The sequence below is a fragment of the Oceaniglobus ichthyenteri genome, assembly GCF_003057885.1.
GTDB classification, from domain to species: Bacteria; Pseudomonadota; Alphaproteobacteria; order Rhodobacterales; family Rhodobacteraceae; genus Oceaniglobus; species Oceaniglobus ichthyenteri.
Genome location: NZ_QAGK01000006.1, coordinates 18,301 through 33,745, shown reverse-complemented (window position 1 = coordinate 33,745; position 15,445 = coordinate 18,301). Strand labels below are relative to the sequence as shown.

The following is a 15,445-nucleotide window of genomic DNA, read 5'->3' as shown; positions in this document are numbered from 1 at the left end:
GATTAGATAGGATCGAACCCAGCCCAGGAGCCGCCATGACCATCCACCCTGATCTCTCCGCCGCCATTGGCAACACCCCTTTGATCCGGCTTAACGGCCCATCCAAAGCGACCGGATGCGAGATTTTGGGCAAGGCCGAATTTATGAACCCCGGTCAGTCGGTGAAAGACCGCGCCGCGCTGTATATGATCCGCGCCGCCGTTGCGCGGGGCGATTTGCGCCCGGGCGGCACCATTGTCGAAGGCACCGCCGGCAATACCGGAATCGGCCTGGCGCTGGTGGGCGCATCAATGGGATTTCGCACCGTGATCGTGATTCCCGAAACCCAAAGCCAAGAGAAAAAAGACATGCTGCGCCTCGCGGGGGCCGAATTGGTGCAGGTGCCTGCAGTGCCGTATAAAAACCCCAACAACTATGTGAAATATTCCGGTCGCCTGGCCGAAGCGTTGAATAAATCCGAACCCAACGGGGCGATCTGGGCCAATCAGTTTGACAACACCGCCAACCGTCAGGCCCATGTCGAAACCACCGGCCCCGAGATTTGGGAGCAAACCAATGGCAAGGTTGATGGGTTCATCTGTGCCTGCGGGTCGGGCGGCACCCTGGCCGGCGTGGCCGAGGCATTGCAGCCCAAAGGCGTGAAAATCGGCCTGGCCGATCCCGAAGGCGCGGGCCTGCTGAAATTGTATACCGGGCGCGAAAACCCCGGCAATTCGATCTCCGAAGGCATCGGCCAAGGCCGGATCACTGCCAATCTGGAAGGGTTCACCCCCGATATGGCATACCGGATTCCAGACGCCGAAGCCCTGCCGGTGGTGTTTGATCTGCTTGCCGATGAGGGGCTGTGTTTGGGCGGATCATCGGGCGTAAACGTGGCCGGGGCCATCGCCATGGCGCGCGAAATGGGGCCGGGCCACACCATCGTCACCATCCTGTGCGATTACGGCACGCGGTATCAATCAAAACTGTATAACCCTGTGTTCCTGCGTGAAAAAAACCTGCCTGTTCCTGCCTGGCTTGAGGAAGGTGGGCGCACACTGCCGGCGGTATTTCAGGAATGATCCTGCCCTTGCGGGCGGTGCTTGGGGCGCTGGCGCTGTGGCTGCTGCTGGCATGTGCGACTTTGGCGCAAACCACGACCGACCTTGCCGAATGGGAAGGGGTGGCGGGGCGCGCCGAAGCCACGTTAGAGGCTGATCGCGCTTCGGACCGTGCGATGGAACAACTGCGCAGTGAGTTGGTGCAGTTTCGCGAACAGTTTCTTGCGGCCCAAGGTGGAAATCAGACACGCATCAACACGCTGCTGGCGCAAATCGCCGCACTTGGCCCGGCACCCACCGACAGTGATCCGCCCGAAGAACCCGCATTGGCCCAACGGCGGGCCGAATTGGCAGAGCAACTTACCCGCCTGCGCGCGCCCCAATTAAGCGCCGAAGAGGCATACAACCGCGCCGATGGGTTGATCCGCGAAATTGATGGAAAACTGCGAGAACGTCAGACCGAAGAGGTGCTTCGCCTTGGCCCGTCGCCGCTCAATCCGGCGTTGTGGGGCCCGGCGCTTTCCGAATTGGGCCGCAGTTTTGATCAACTGCACGCCGAAATCATTGATGGCCTGGATGTATCAGGCGCAACCGCGCCGTGGCGCGAAAGCCTGCCGCGCATTCTTTTTTATCTTGTGGTTGCGATGATCCTGATCCTGCGGGGCCGGTCGTGGATGGAGCGGTTGACCCAAAGGTTGCACCGCGGCGGCCACAGCCCCAGCAACCCGGCCATCGGATTTATCGTATCGCTCAGTCAGGTGATCGTGCCGGTGCTGGGCATTCTTGCCTTTCGCGAAGCGGCCTATCTAAGCGGCAGTCTGGGCTTGCGCGGTCAGATCATTGCTGGGGCATTGCCGCAACTGGGGCTGCTTACCTTTGGTGCGATCTGGCTGGGCGGGCGGGTTTTTCCACGCCGCGAAGATATTCAGCACCCCATTCCCATGCCGTCCGAGCGGCGCGCCGAGGGGCGGTATTACACCGCCGTCTTTGGCCTGTTGCTTTGTGTCGCCATGATGCTGGACCGACTTAGCGAATTTGACCGGTACGATGATGGCACCCTGGCTGTTCTGGGTTTTCCGCTGTTGCTGATCGGTGGGTTGATGTTGGCGCGTCTTGGTCAACTATTGGCCCGCACCCATTTTCCGCTGGACGGAGAGGGTGCCGATAGCACGGTATCAAATCTGGGCCGTCTGATGCATCTGACAGGCCGCGCGGCTATCGGGGTGGGCATTTTGGGCCCGGTTCTGGGCGCGGTCGGATTTCTGACCGCCGGAACGATGCTGGTCTTTCCGTCGATCCTTTCACTGGCGCTTTTGGCGCTGTTGCTGGTGCTGCGCTCTACGGTGCGTGATTTTTACGCCCTGTTCACCGGGCGCAGCGAGGCAGAGTCGTCCGAGGCGTTGACCCCGGTTTTGATCGCCTTTGTTCTGGCCCTGGTCGCCTTGCCGATGTTTGCGCTGATCTGGGGCGCACGGCTGACCGATCTGTGGGAACTTTGGGCGCGGTTTCGCGAAGGGTTCAGCTTTGGTGAAACGCGGATTTCGCCCAGTGATTTCCTGACCTTCGCGGTGATCTTTGCCCTTGGCTATGGTCTGACGCGGCTGTTGCAGGGTACCTTGCGGATTTCGGTTTTGCCCAAGACCCATATCGATACCGGCGGGCGCAACGCGATTGTTGCGGGGGTTGGATATGTTGGCCTGTTTCTGGCGATGGTGTTCGCAATTACCGCCGCGGGGATTGATCTGTCATCGCTTGCGATTGTTGCCGGGGCGCTTTCGGTGGGCATCGGTTTTGGTTTGCAAAACATCGTCAGCAACTTTGTCAGCGGCATCATCCTGTTGATCGAACGCCCGATTTCCGAAGGCGACTGGGTCGAGGTGGGCGGGCAGATGGGATATGTGCGCGATATTTCCGTGCGCTCAACCCGGATCGAAACCTTTGATCGCACCGATGTGATTGTGCCCAACGGTGATTTCATCAGCGGCACTGTCACCAACTGGACCCGTGGCAATCTGGTGGGGCGGGTAATTGTGCCTGTCGGCGTGGCCTACGGAAGTGATACCCGCCAGGTAGAACAGATCCTGAAAGAGATCGCCGAGGCGCATCCGCTTGTGGTGCTGAATCCGCCGCCTTCGGTCTTGTTTGTCGGTTTCGGGGCCGATAGCCTTGATTTTGAAATTCGCGCCATTTTGCGGGATATCAATTTCATGATGTCGGTGAAATCCGATATGAATCACGAAATTGCCGCCCAATTCAGCGCCGGTGGAATCGAAATTCCATTCGCCCAACGTGATGTCTGGCTGCGCAATCCCGAAGCGTTAAAGCCCGCGCCCAACACGCCCGAGGGCGATCCATTGGCCAAAAAGGATATGTGATGACCCGCCTTTTGTTCCACGAAGATGCCTATCTGGCCCACGCCCCGGCCAAGGTTGTCGGCCACACACCCGAAGGCGGCGTGATCCTGAATCAGTCGATCTTTTACGCCACAGGTGGCGGTCAACCGGGCGACAGCGGCAGATTGACATGGGGCAATGCATCGCTGGATATCGCGACATGTTTGAAAGGTGACGATGGCGATTTGGTTCTGGTGCCGGCGGCCCCCGATCCGTTGCCCCCGGTCGGAACCTGGGTCGAACAATCGTTGGATTGGTCGCGAAGATTGCGCCACATGCGGGTACATACCGCCTTGCACCTTCTTTCGGTGGTTATTCCGCTACCCGTCAGTGGCGGATCGATCGCACCAGACAAGGGCCGCCTTGATTTCGATATGCCCGACTCTCCAAACGACAAGGATGCCTTGGAAATCGCGCTGAACGATCTGATCGCGCAAGATCTGCAGGTCAGCGAAACCTGGATCACCGACGAAGAATTGCGCGCAAACCCCGGATTGGTGAAAACCATGTCGGTGATGCCCCCCATGGGATCGGGCAAGGTGCGTCTGGTACAGATCGGCAACGCAACACAGCAGATCGATCTGCAGCCCTGCGGCGGCACCCATGTCCGGCGCACCGGAGAAATCGGGCAGGTACGGTTGGGCAAAATCACCAAAAAAGGCGCGCAAAATCGACGCGTTTATATCCACCTGACCTGACCGGCCCACCGCTTGCAAATCGGGTTAAAACCTCTGCTTGGGCGTTCATCTTCTTCATGCGCATTTCTACCCCGCTCTGCCCTTGCATCTTCCGACGCGATTGTCTAATCCATGCGCCACGGACAGGTGGCCGAGTGGTCGAAGGCGCACGCCTGGAAAGTGTGTAGGCGGGAGACCGTCTCCAGGGTTCGAATCCCTGTCTGTCCGCCACAAACCATTCGCGAACCCGAGACGAGGCCCCTGTGAGGGCTTTTTTTCTTTTTGTTTCAAAGGGGTTTAGCGGAGCCATCCGACTTTCGGAGACTGGCCGTTTGCCGGAAATCGGTCTCTGAACGCCCCGCGTCTCCTTTCACCCGCCCTTCACCTAAATCGAGACGCATTCGAAAATGTCTGTCTTTTCAAGTGCTTGCTGAAAATGGATTGCGCCGCAGTTGAGGCAGGTTCGACCGCTATCGAAACGGTCAGAGACACCTGAAGGCGGCGTGGTTCTTCGAAGCAGTGCGAAAAGTCGCGAGAAGTCTTTGATGACAAACAGACTTTCCGCTCATAGCCTGGCGGCATGTCGAATGGGCCCTGGACAGATGCAGAAAACGACCTGATCGTCGCGGATTACTTCGCGATGCTGGCCGAGGACATGGCGGGCCGTCCCTATAACAAGGCTCAGCACCGGCGCAGTTTGATGCCCCTATTACGGAACCGGACGGAAGGCTCGATCGAGTTCAAGCATCAGAATATCAGTGCGGTGCTGAAGGGGCTCGGCGAAGATTGGATCCCTGGCTACAAGCCAGCGTTCAATTTCCAGATGACTTTGGTCGATGCTGTGGCGCGCTGGTTGGCATGGAACCCGGCTTGGCTTGGGCGGATGCCGGGCGCGCGATCAGCAAATGTCCTGCGCGAGGCTGCGCAGATCTGGATTGGACCGCCACCGACGCTGTCTAACCAGCCGCCGCCGCAGGAACTGGAGCAAATGCTGCATGTCGCCAGAAAGTTCGACGTAGCGGGTCGAGATGAACGCAACCGGGCCCTCGGCCGGGCAGGAGAAGAGCGCGTCGTTGCACACGAACGATCCGCATTGAAAGTGGCTGGTCGTGATGACTTGGCACGAAAGGTGCGGTGGGTTTCAAAAGAGGATGGCGATGGTGTGGGGTACGACATTGCCAGCTTCGCTCCGGACGGACGGGAGCGTTTGATCGAGGTGAAAACAACAAACGGCTGGGAACGCACGCCCTTTTACATTTCTCGAAATGAACTGGCGGTCGCCGAAGAGCGCCGGACGGAATGGTGCCTTTTACGCCTCTGGAATTTCTCGCGTGAGCCAAAAGCGTTTGAGTTGCACCCGCCGCTAGACGCCCATGTCTCGTTGACCGCGACGGCCTTTCAGGCGAGTTTTCATTGAGCTCCTGCTTGCTGCGGAGGCCGATTTCTCACGGGCCGCTGCCCGAAAGGCAAAAACGAAAGCGGCCTTTTTCTTGCTGACATAACGGCACGAAGGGCGGAAACCGGACTTTCGCGGTGGCGCGGCACTGAGGACACTTTCCAAGGGAAAGTAGAAATTCGCTACGCTGCGATAATTTTATTCGTCCGAACGTCAAACTAGCAATCCAAGCGTAAGCGGAACTACCTCTGATCAATTTGAGATCTAATAGAAAAGCTCCTTATGCGAAATATTAGTAGAGCCATGATGGGGGAGATAGGGGACGAGAACGCAACCGGTCGGAAGTTTGAGTGCCAGACGGGTCCAACTAATAAACAGTCTGAATCCATTGTCTCAATATGCCACTATCAGTCAGAGAATGCTCCGGAATCGCTTGGCCAAGTAGGGATCGATAGAAGAGTCAATAGTTCGAGATAAAGCAGATTTCATCTGATTGTCACTCATGCCCTGGCCGAACAGCGTTCGCAACCTCGCGAAGACAAGCGGAAGGAGATAGTGCTTGGCGGATGCGTAGGATATTGGGTTATTTGGGACGGCGTTGGCCAGTACGTTTTCTCTCATTTGACGGACAGCAACCAGCCCGAAATCCCGGCAAAGCCGCCGGTAGAGGGCGAATATCCGCCTGCCAGCTTTCCTTTCGCAGATGAGAAAATGGTTTGGGTGCGGTTTGGTCAGGTTGGCGACGTGATATCGTATTGTCCTATCGCCACCGCCTAAATTCAGGCTGGTACCGTAGCACACGAAAAGGCCTTCAAGTTCCCCCGATATGCTCTGTATCCATGCCTCAAAGTCCAATCTATGAACGGCCGTCAGTTCGTCCACTTCAGGATCAAGTATGCAAGCAAGGTCAATGAGCGCCTTCTCCTGAATGAGGTAGTTCTCTATGCAGTACGAGCGGAGCCTATAGAGGTGTTTTAGTCTAGGCTTGCTTCGACCAAGCAATATGTCGATATCCGCATCAATAATGTATAGTTTTTTCCGCCCATCATCGGCCTGATCTCTCTTGCACTCATCAATCACTCGATCTCGGCCACCAAGCTGGATTGGGGTGCTGAACGCAGTACCTACAGGCAGGAACGCTCGGAGTATGTTGCGCCACATATTCGTTCCAGTCTCATCTTCGACAAATATCTCAATGCTATTCTGAGATGAGTTGAGATGTCCAAGCGCCGGGGCGATTCCTGTGGGATATACAGCCGAAGTAGTCATATTTGCCGCGAGATTTCTTTGCAGTTCTTGATGCGATTCATGATAATCGTAGGGGAGTGGGTCGCCATAATGAATTGAGTATTCTCCGTCACCTCCAGTAGAGCGTCAACGAATTTCTGTTGCCATTGGACGTGAAGTGAAAGCTCAGGTTCGTCAATTATGAAAACGTTTGCCTTGTTGGTTTCGGGATTAAAGTAGAGGTGTGCAAAGATCACAATGATCTGAATTTCGCCTGAGGAGAGGGTCGTTAGATCTCTTTCAGCGCTTTCCTCCCCAACCCTAAATGCCAGCTCAAAATCGTCCGTATATACGAGTATTTTCCCGCTGTCCTTAATAAACGAGTTTATTAGTTCTGCGAACTCATTTGTTCTTTTGTCGATCTCTTCGGTCTTAGCTGTGTATTCTGAGACCATTCGGGATAGTGTGTTGATCTTTTCGATGTTGGCTTTATTCTGCGCGATTGCGAACCTCGCTTCTAATATCGGGGCCTCCCATACATCATCTTCATCTTCTTTTCCTGGGGGACTGTTTCTGACGATCGCTACCTGTTCTTCGATAAAGGTAAATAAACCCTCAATCCGACTGGTGATTTCGCTATATGGCAGCCTCAGGAGCTTAGGGATTTTATAGATATTCTTCTTGGCCTCACTCAAGCTTACTTCATCGATAATGTCTTCGTCGTGGCGGAGTTCTGTAAAGTTCACTGGAGGGAAGTTTAATAGCTCTAAAACCAGCTTATCTCTGAAATTTCTGTCGAGTAAGAACTTTCGCCGTTCGTTATTTCTCAGTTGGTCGTTGGCGAAATACATCGCCTCGCGTAGACTTGCGTTCAAGGAGTTGCCGAAGACGTTCCTTCTGATTTGCTTGCGATTCGAGCTATACATCCAGTACCGGTCGGGAGTGAAGGAGCGAGATCGTCGGTCGAGCCCAAGAAACATCGGTGTTGGAAGGTCCTCGATGAAGCTCAAGATTGGTGAATTCGCATTCTTGGCCAATAGCTCCTTGTAGTATTCCTCCTCCAGTTCGGACAGCTTATGCCGCGGCAGTTCAGTGTCGGGTTCTGAGAAAGCTTCGAAGCTAATTGGTTCTTCTGGGTATAGTGAGCATGAGAGCTTAGTAATATGTTTCTCTCGCTCCGCACTGAGCATTACCTTCTCACCCTGATGTCCAATCGTAAGTGATATGTAAGCGAAGCTATGGGACGCTAAGTAATCAAGCTTCGGCATTAGAAGCGCCGACATAGCATTCAAAGCCGACGTTTTTCCGGTGCCATTTATTCCCGTGAGAAATGTCAGGTCTTCGAAGAAGTCCAAGCCAAAATTCAGGTAGCCGTTAACATCAATGGCCTCGAATTTGATGAGCTTCATAAGACGTTATCCCGGTGCTTGACGAACAAACCTTTGTCCTGCTTGCTCTAAATAAGCAAGGCTTTCCTCAACCTCAGCGGGTGGTTTTGTTATGTCGCGCACCGTGTCCGCATAGTTTACGTCATCCAGATGACCGCTACTGAAGCGCCCCATGCGTTCGCTATAGGAACGCCGCGGCGCAGAGTCATCGAGCCTGTGAATGTCCGGTTAGGGCCGAGCGCGACGTTCAGGGTGCAGCCTCCTCGAGTGCCTGTTTCATTTGCTCCTGCCACGGTTCCCCAGCGAGGAAGCCCAGATCATACAGGCTGACCGCCGATGGCTCGCGCCCGCAGGTCAACCGCTTCAGCACCTCCGGGGCGAGATAAGCGAGCCGCAATTGACGGCTGACATGGCGCTCGGCCAAACCAACGGCTTCGGCGAGTTCCTGGATCGTGCTGAATTCACCGGCGTCCATACGCCGCCGCCAGCCCCATGCCCGCCCAATGGCGCGCAGGATATGCGGGTCCTGCGTCTGGTCTTCGCTGGGTCGGTAATCGGCGGGCGGCATGATTTTTGGCCGACCGTTCTTCTTGCGAATCTTCAGCGGGATCAGTACGCGGATCGTATCGTCAGGCTTGGTCATTCCGCCGCCTCCAGATTGCGCGGCGCAACCATCTCGCGGACGACGCCCGCGATCCCCTCGCGCCGGATGTCCACCTCAAGACCTGCGGCGGTGACGGTGACACGACGGACGAGAAGCTGGATGATCCGTGCCTGCTCGGCCGGGAACAGCTGCGCCCAGAGGGCGTTGAATTCATGCAATGCCGCGATGGCGTCCGACTCCGAAACTGCACTATCCTGCTGCTTCACGGCGGCAATCACCTGCGTCACGACCTCCGGCGTCTGGAGAATGCGCCGGACCTCGGTCACGACCGCGTCCTCGACCATTCCGGCAGCCAGCCGCATCGGGGCGGTCTCAGCACCGGTCTCCCGGTTTTTAATCGTGTCCATCGACACATAGTAACGGTAAAGCTTCGCACCTTTCCGGGTGCTGGTGGGGGTCATGGCGACACCGGTGTCGCTGAAGATCAGCCCCTTCAATAGCGCAGGTGTCTGCGACCGGCTATTGTTGGCGCGCTTGCGGGGGCTTTCCTTCATGATGGCGTGGGCGCGATCCCAGAGGTCGTTGTCGATGATAACGTCGTGCTCGCCGGGATAAGCCTTGCCCTTGTGGACGGCCTCACCGCGATAAACCCGGTTGTTCAGCAGCCGATAGAGGTAACCCTTGTCGATCAGCGTTCCCTGCTTGTTGCGGAACCCGTCGCGGCGGAGTTCGCGCGCCAGAACCGTGGCGGACCCGAGTTCGACGAACCGCTCGAAGATGCGGCGGACCGATGCGGCCTCGGCGTCGTTGACCACCAGTTTGCGATCCTGAACATCATAGCCCAGCGGCACATAGCCGCCCATCCAGATCCCGCGCTTGCGCGATGCCGCCACCTTGTCGCGGATCCGCTCGCCGATGACCTCGCGTTCGAACTGGGCGAAACTGAGCAGGATGTTCAGCGTCAGCCGCCCCATCGAGGTCGTGGTGTTGAACGACTGCGTGACCGAAACGAAGGTGACGCCGTTGCGGTCAAAGATCTCGACCAGCTTGGAAAAGTCCATCAGCGAGCGGCTGAGCCGGTCGATCTTGTAAACCACCACCACGTCGATCAACCCGTCGTCGATGTCGGCCAGAAGCTGCTTGAGACCCGGCCGCTCGAGATTGCCACCGGAAAAGCCGCCGTCGTCATAACGGTCGCGGGTCGCAACCCAACCCTCGGAGCGCTGGCTGGCGATATAGGCCTCGCATGCCTCTCGCTGCGCGTCGAGGCTGTTGAACTCCATGTCGAGCCCTTCCTCGCTCGACTTGCGGGTGTAGATCGCACAGCGCAGGCGGCGGGCAGGGCGGGTCGTGCGATCCATCATGCCTGCTCCCGCTTGCGTTCACGGAGGCCGAAGAAGCGATAGCCATTCCAGCGCGTTCCGGTGATGGCCCGGGCTACCGCCGAGAGCGATTTGTATTTCTGGCCTTGCAAGTCGAACCCGTCTTTCAGGACGATCACCGTATGCTCGACGCCGTCCCATTCCCGGATCAGCCTCGTGCCCACCACAGGATTGCGCGGGTCGGCAATCTGGTTTTTCCTCCGCGCGACCCCCTCAACTTCATCGGCCAGCAAATCAAGCATGCGCCGGGTTTGCCGGTCGGGACCGCCGTAGGTCAGTTCCTGGATGCGATAAGCGATGCGAATTTCCAAAAAGGTCCGGCTGTTGTTCGGCGCGGCGGTGCCGATGAGCTTTTCCCATTCGGCTTTCAGATCCCTGACCGACATGGCCTTCAGCGCAGCCAGGCGGGCCAGGACTGTTTGATCCACTGCTCCGTCCTGCCCAGGTTTGGTGGGTGTTATCCTATTATGATGCTTCATCAATTCCTCCAAGTGGTAAACGTTTTGCACGACAACCACCGCTCGTTTGGGGCGAGAAGTCCACGAAACTGTCTCCGCCTGCGGCAGATAAAGACCTGGCATTTTCGGCGGTCAGACGAATGACGCCGACGGCTAGAATGCGGCCGAGTTCGGCGAGGCGGGCACGGGCTGACATCTTGTTGGGGCATAGCGGATTGGGCCCCGAAACCGGGGTTGAGATTTCATCAATCATCGGAGCGCCTTTCGGGTTGTTGCCCTATCTGGGCTTCAGGCGGCGCTGGTATTCAAGTTAAAACAACGGGTTGCGGGGCTGGTGCGGGGTGCCGCGTAAAGGATCGGGTTTGCGTCGCCGGAATGCGTTAACGCAGCGCCGACATCATCGACCTGGCCGCATTTGATGATCTCAGATCTCCCGTGCGAACCAGCGGATCCGCCCGATGACGTGGATCTCTTCGACCGTGCGCTCGTAGGGGCTGTAAAAGCTGTTGTCGGAGATGACCCGCACCGCAGCTGGATCGCTGTTCGGGATGTGCTCCAGCCGCTTGGCGACCAAACCCATCCCGTCGTTCAGTACGAAAATCCCGGGCGGGTTCGGAGTCTTGCGCGCCATGTCGACCAGCACCGTATCGCCGTCCAGCAGGGTAGGGGCCATGCTGTCGCCTTCAACATGCATGATGCGCAGCTGCGAGGGGCTGGCCTTGAGGCTGCCCTTTATCCAGGACCGGCGGAAGTGATAGGCGCGGCCCGGCGTGTCGCGATCTTCAAGCACCACCGCGCCGCCGCCCATTGAGGGGCGCGGGCTGGCATGTGCAATCGCCACAAGGGCTTCATCGGGATTGTCGATGAAGGGCGGCGTGCCGTCCACGTCGCCGATGCCGTGAATCAGCCAGTCGCGATCCACCTTCAGGACTGCCGCGACCTCGCGGAGCTTTTCGATCCCGGGGCGCGTCGATCGCCCGCGCAGGATGTCGTAGACGAAGGAGCGGTTCACACCGGCCATCTCGGCGACATGCGCCGGGCTGAGGCCAAGTTGATCGGCGCGGGCGCGGAGGCGGTCGGCAAGGGTATGTTGCTCGGTCATGATTTCCCCAAGGGGCTGTGGACTAAATAGGATAAAATAGGATTGATCCGATAACGTCAAGCAACTAGAACAAAGTATAAACATTCAGCGGCGGGAATCGAGGGCGGATGGAGATCGAAAAAGCGTATTTTACCCTCCCCGAGGTACTGGACCGCTGGCGGATCTCTGAGGCCGACCTGATCTACCTTGCCGAGAATGACAGTCTGCGGCTTTCGATGCGGGTGTTTGGTGTGCCGGTGGAGTTCGGCGGCTACGAGGACAACGGGGATGGGGTTGGTCATCGTGTGCCTTGGGAGCAAGCTAACTATGATGGCTTGCTGGATCTGCACGCCCGGGATGCGTTTCAGCTCTTTCGCTGTGGTGAAGTCCACCTGAGTGACTTCCGCACTCCCCAGGCTGATTATGCCACGCTCTGCGAGCACGCCGAGCCGGTGCTGGTTCTGATCGGCGATCTTCTGATAAGGCGCGAGGAACGCGACTGTTTCGAGATCGCCAACGGGTTTTCCGGGGCAGGTGCGGCCATTGAGGAGCCCACCTTCATCGCCTCGGCTGACTACCAGGAGGTGCGGTGCAATGGCAGCCGCTTCAAGCTTGGGCCGATCCAGGCTGAAGTCGTCCGGGCATTGCACGGCGCGGCCATGGCGGGCGAGCCGTGGCAGAACGGCAAGTCGGTTCTCTCCGGGGCTGGTTCGAAAAGCCTGCGTATGGCCGATGTATTCAAATCGCAGGCCAACTGGCGGCACCTGATTCGCTCGGATCGCCGCGGCGGATACCGACTCAACCTGGACTGATTTGCACCACCGGTCACCCGGCGGTGGGGGATCGTGAGGGGGATGAGTGGGGGATGGAGGGGGATGGCTCACCCTCCAGGCTGCCGAAGGTGCTGCCACGCAAGGGTCACGTGATCCCCCTCCGCATCCCCCGCCAATCCCCACGACATCCCATACCGCAAATTGGCATTGTGTCCTCATCAACGATGAAGAGGAGACAATGATGCTGCAAAAGCATTGCCTGAATCAGAAGGAGCTGGCCCGTCGCTGGGGCATCTCCCATCGGACGCTTGAGCGTTGGCGCCATGTTGGCCAGGGGCCGACGTTTCTCAAGCTTGGCGGGCGCGTGCTGTATCGGCGCGAGGAGATCGAAGCTTTCGAAGAGAGCCAGTTGCAGCGGGCGAAAGTCGTAAGTGCTGCAATTGACCGAGCCGGACCCGCAGAGGGTCGGAGGCTGTCAGCTGTTCCCGTCACATCCTCACCTGCGAATGGCAGGACCCCGTCCAGGGCGATGTCGCTGCGCAGTTCGTAGAGGGGGGAGATCATGTTCATGGGAACCACACCCTTTATCACCGTTCGCGCCAGCCGACCGCTCACCGAGATCGAGTTTTGCGCCTGGGTGGCGCAGGCCGTTCCCGGCGACCGGCTGGAATACCATCGCGGTTTTCTGGTGCTCGACATCTTCCCTGTGTTTTCAGGGCTGTCGGACGGCGCACGTGCCGAGTTGAGCAGGCTTGGATCCCGCGCTTTCTGGGCCGCTGAACTTGGTCTCGTGCATCTCGTTCAGGACCGCGTGGGGCCCGACCAGTTCGCCTACATCGCCGTCGCCAGGCCCAAGCCCAAAGCCGCCGCTGCCTCCCTGTCCGAGCTGCTGCTCGCCGAAACGGAGGCCGCGTGATGGCCGCCTTCCAATCCTTTTTCACCGATCACGGAGACCAATTCATGCCATTCCCCGACAACACCCCCACGCCTGACGATCTGCCATCCCTCAGCGCAGCCGAAATCGCGACCTTGCCGGTCGAGTTGCTGGCAATCCTGCAGCGTGAGATCGACGAGCGTCTGAAGCGCGACAAGGCCGCCAAGACCCGCTTCGATGCCGGACTGGCCATCCGCTACGCCACTCGCGCCACCGAGGAGCGGCAGCTGCTGGCCAAGGACACTGGCACCGTCCGGTTCGACGATGGCGATTTCACCGTGGTCGCCGATCTGCCCAAGCGGGTGGATTGGGATCAGGCCCGACTGGCCGACATGGTCGCGCGGATCCGCGATGCCGGGGAAGATCCGGCCGAATATGTCGATCTCGCCTACAAGGTGGCGGAGCGCAAATACGCCGCCTGGCCTGAGGCCATCCGGCAGGGTTTCGAGCCCGCACGCACCGTCCGGCCCGGCACGCTGAAGGTCGAGATCGTCCCGCAGGGGGCTGACCAGTGAGCCGGCTCGCCCATGCATCGGCCCCGTCACAGGACCTGCCCAGTCTTATCTACCGTGCCGCGAGCATGTTGTCGGGTGCGAAAATCGCCGCCGAGGTGCTCGAGGCGCGGGAGGTTGCCGGTCTGGCCTACGATGCGGCGCGGGCGCGCGGCGACGTCTCCACCCGCCAGCGCAATCCAGGCTCTGTGGGGCATGTCGGCGATCACAACATGCCCCCGGCGACGGCCGCCGTCACCGCCGATCCCCCTGGCCGCAAGTCGGCATTCCAACCCTCCATTCCGCAACACCAAGGACATCGATAATGGCCATTTCTCTCGCATCTCTGCGCACCACGAGCGCGCTCCAGCCGCCGCGCATCCTGATCCACGGGGTTGCCGGTGTCGGAAAATCCACATTTGCGGCCGACGCTGGCGCGCCTGTGTTCATTATGACCGAGGATGGTCTCGGCAAATTGCAGGTCCCGCATTTTCCGTTGGCGACCAGCTATACTGAGGTGGCGGAAGCGCTCGACGCATTGCTGGAGGAAGATCACGGGTATGGCACCGTCGTGGTCGACAGCGTCGACTGGCTCGAGCCGCTGATCTGGGCTGAAGCCTGCAAACGCAACGGCTGGCAGTCGATCGAAACCCCGGGCTTTGGCAAGGGCTACGCCGAGGCTCTGACCATCTGGCGCGAGTATCTCGACAAGCTGAATGCGCTGCGTGATCGGAAGGGCATGGTGGTCATCCAGATCGCCCATACCGACATCAAGCGTTTCGACAGCCCCGAGCACGAACCCTACGACCGGTATGTGATCAAGCTGCAGACCCGCGCCTCGGCGCTGCTGCAGGAGCATTCCGATGTGGTGCTCTTCGCGAACTACCAGATCTCGGTCGCCAAATCCGATGTCGGGTTCAACAAGAAGGTGACCCGTGCGCTCGGGTCCGGTGCGCGCGTCATGCACACCGAAGAGCGTCCTGCCTTCCTCGCCAAAAACCGTTACGGCCTGCCGGACACCCTGCCGCTCGAGTGGTCGGAGTTCCTCGCAGCCATGCCCCAACCTGAATAATTCGCACCTGAAAGGATACGACCATGGCACGTTTTGACGCCGCATTTGATGCCTCGGGCATCGAGCCCACCACCGCCTATGAGCTGCTGCCCGCTGGCAAATACCGCGCCCAGATCGTCGAGAGCGAGATGCGCGTGACCCGCAACGGCATGGGCCAGTTCCTCTGGCTGATGCTGGATATTCTGGATGGCCCGCATAAGGGCCGGAAGATCTTCGACCAGCTGAATCTGGTGAACCCGAACCCGACCACGGTCGAGATCGCACAGCGGACGCTGTCGGCGATTTGCCACGCGACGGGCAAGATGCAGGTCAGCGACAGCGAAGAACTGCATCTTATCCCGGTGACGATCCAGGTGACGGTGAGGCCGCCCAAGAACGGCTACGGGGAGAGCAATGCGATCCGCTACATGACGCCGGAACAGGGTGCGGTCGCACCGCAAGCGTCGAAGCACGCCCAGACCGGCGGGGACGCAGCAGCAGCCCCGGCCAAGATGGCCTCCGCTCCCTGGAACAGGAAGGGCTGATGCCC

At 58.7% G+C, this 15,445-nt stretch carries 18 protein-coding genes and 1 tRNA gene; 12 read left to right on the top strand and 7 right to left on the bottom strand.

The window, feature by feature from the left end; all coding sequences use genetic code 11:
- Positions 1-35 precede the first annotated feature (35 nt).
- The 5 genes from C8265_RS10415 to C8265_RS10395 all read left to right on the top strand — a co-directional run bounded on the left by C8265_RS10415 (position 36) and on the right by C8265_RS10395 (position 5,527).
- Positions 36-1,061, top strand: a complete 1,026-nt coding sequence (locus C8265_RS10415) for a cysteine synthase A (RefSeq protein WP_108483955.1) — start codon at positions 36-38, stop codon at positions 1,059-1,061.
- Complete coding sequence (locus C8265_RS10410; protein ID WP_108483954.1) at positions 1,058-3,415, top strand: DUF3772 domain-containing protein; 2,358 nt, start codon at positions 1,058-1,060, stop codon at positions 3,413-3,415. The genes C8265_RS10415 and C8265_RS10410 overlap by 4 nt, the downstream gene beginning before the upstream one ends.
- On the top strand, positions 3,415-4,131 hold the full coding sequence (locus C8265_RS10405) for an alanyl-tRNA editing protein (RefSeq protein WP_108483953.1): 717 nt from the start codon (positions 3,415-3,417) through the stop codon (positions 4,129-4,131). The genes C8265_RS10410 and C8265_RS10405 overlap by 1 nt, the downstream gene beginning before the upstream one ends.
- A gap of 120 nt (positions 4,132-4,251) precedes the next feature.
- Positions 4,252-4,341: transfer RNA gene (locus tag C8265_RS10400), tRNA-Ser, on the top strand.
- Positions 4,342-4,690: 349 nt separating this feature from the next.
- A complete protein-coding gene (locus C8265_RS10395) occupies positions 4,691-5,527 on the top strand; it encodes a protein NO VEIN domain-containing protein (protein ID WP_108483952.1) in 837 nt (278 codons plus the stop codon).
- A gap of 390 nt (positions 5,528-5,917) precedes the next feature.
- On the opposite strand, the gene C8265_RS10390 is transcribed toward C8265_RS10395, so the two are convergent.
- From C8265_RS10390 to C8265_RS10365, 7 genes are all read right to left on the bottom strand, one after another.
- Positions 5,918-6,775, bottom strand: coding sequence for a DUF4435 domain-containing protein (locus C8265_RS10390; RefSeq protein WP_108483951.1), 858 nt, complete (start codon positions 6,773-6,775; stop codon positions 5,918-5,920).
- Positions 6,772-8,142 (bottom strand): AAA family ATPase, encoded by a 1,371-nt coding sequence (locus C8265_RS10385; RefSeq protein ID WP_108483950.1) that lies wholly within the window; start codon positions 8,140-8,142, stop codon positions 6,772-6,774. Before C8265_RS10385 ends, C8265_RS10390 begins: the two co-directional genes overlap by 4 nt.
- A gap of 226 nt (positions 8,143-8,368) precedes the next feature.
- The gene (locus C8265_RS10380; protein WP_108483949.1) at positions 8,369-8,764 is read right to left on the bottom strand and encodes a hypothetical protein; all 396 of its coding nucleotides are present in this window, start codon (positions 8,762-8,764) and stop codon (positions 8,369-8,371) included.
- Entirely contained in the window at positions 8,761-10,086 is a 1,326-nt protein-coding gene (locus C8265_RS10375) for a recombinase family protein (RefSeq protein WP_108483948.1), read from the bottom strand. The genes C8265_RS10380 and C8265_RS10375 overlap by 4 nt, the downstream gene beginning before the upstream one ends.
- Positions 10,086-10,535, bottom strand: a complete 450-nt coding sequence (locus C8265_RS10370; protein WP_276308498.1) for a DUF2924 domain-containing protein — start codon at positions 10,533-10,535, stop codon at positions 10,086-10,088. Before C8265_RS10370 ends, C8265_RS10375 begins: the two co-directional genes overlap by 1 nt.
- 37 nt (positions 10,536-10,572) lie before the next feature.
- Positions 10,573-10,818: a hypothetical protein gene (locus C8265_RS19310; protein WP_126623165.1), complete on the bottom strand. Its 246-nt coding sequence runs from the start codon at positions 10,816-10,818 to the stop codon at positions 10,573-10,575.
- Between the two features lie 171 nt (positions 10,819-10,989).
- Positions 10,990-11,667, bottom strand: coding sequence for a LexA family transcriptional regulator (locus tag C8265_RS10365; protein WP_108483946.1), 678 nt, complete (start codon positions 11,665-11,667; stop codon positions 10,990-10,992).
- Between the two features lie 107 nt (positions 11,668-11,774).
- On the opposite strand from C8265_RS10365, the gene C8265_RS10360 reads away from it, so the two are divergent.
- From C8265_RS10360 to C8265_RS10330, 7 genes are all read left to right on the top strand, one after another.
- Positions 11,775-12,458: a hypothetical protein gene (locus C8265_RS10360; RefSeq protein ID WP_108483945.1), complete on the top strand. Its 684-nt coding sequence runs from the start codon at positions 11,775-11,777 to the stop codon at positions 12,456-12,458.
- Positions 12,459-12,657: 199 nt separating this feature from the next.
- Complete coding sequence (locus C8265_RS10355; protein ID WP_338065783.1) at positions 12,658-12,969, top strand: helix-turn-helix transcriptional regulator; 312 nt, start codon at positions 12,658-12,660, stop codon at positions 12,967-12,969.
- Positions 12,970-12,981: 12 nt separating this feature from the next.
- Positions 12,982-13,335, top strand: a complete 354-nt coding sequence (locus tag C8265_RS10350; RefSeq protein ID WP_206050326.1) for a hypothetical protein — start codon at positions 12,982-12,984, stop codon at positions 13,333-13,335.
- Positions 13,335-13,868, top strand: a complete 534-nt coding sequence (locus tag C8265_RS10345) for a hypothetical protein (protein WP_206050325.1) — start codon at positions 13,335-13,337, stop codon at positions 13,866-13,868. The genes C8265_RS10350 and C8265_RS10345 overlap by 1 nt, the downstream gene beginning before the upstream one ends.
- Entirely contained in the window at positions 13,865-14,170 is a 306-nt protein-coding gene (locus C8265_RS10340) for a hypothetical protein (RefSeq protein ID WP_126623164.1), read from the top strand. Before C8265_RS10345 ends, C8265_RS10340 begins: the two co-directional genes overlap by 4 nt.
- Positions 14,170-14,916, top strand: coding sequence for an ATP-binding protein (locus C8265_RS10335; RefSeq protein ID WP_108483943.1), 747 nt, complete (start codon positions 14,170-14,172; stop codon positions 14,914-14,916). The genes C8265_RS10340 and C8265_RS10335 overlap by 1 nt, the downstream gene beginning before the upstream one ends.
- A gap of 23 nt (positions 14,917-14,939) precedes the next feature.
- Complete coding sequence (locus C8265_RS10330; RefSeq protein ID WP_108483942.1) at positions 14,940-15,440, top strand: DUF669 domain-containing protein; 501 nt, start codon at positions 14,940-14,942, stop codon at positions 15,438-15,440.
- The last annotated feature ends 5 nt before the right edge of the window (positions 15,441-15,445 follow it).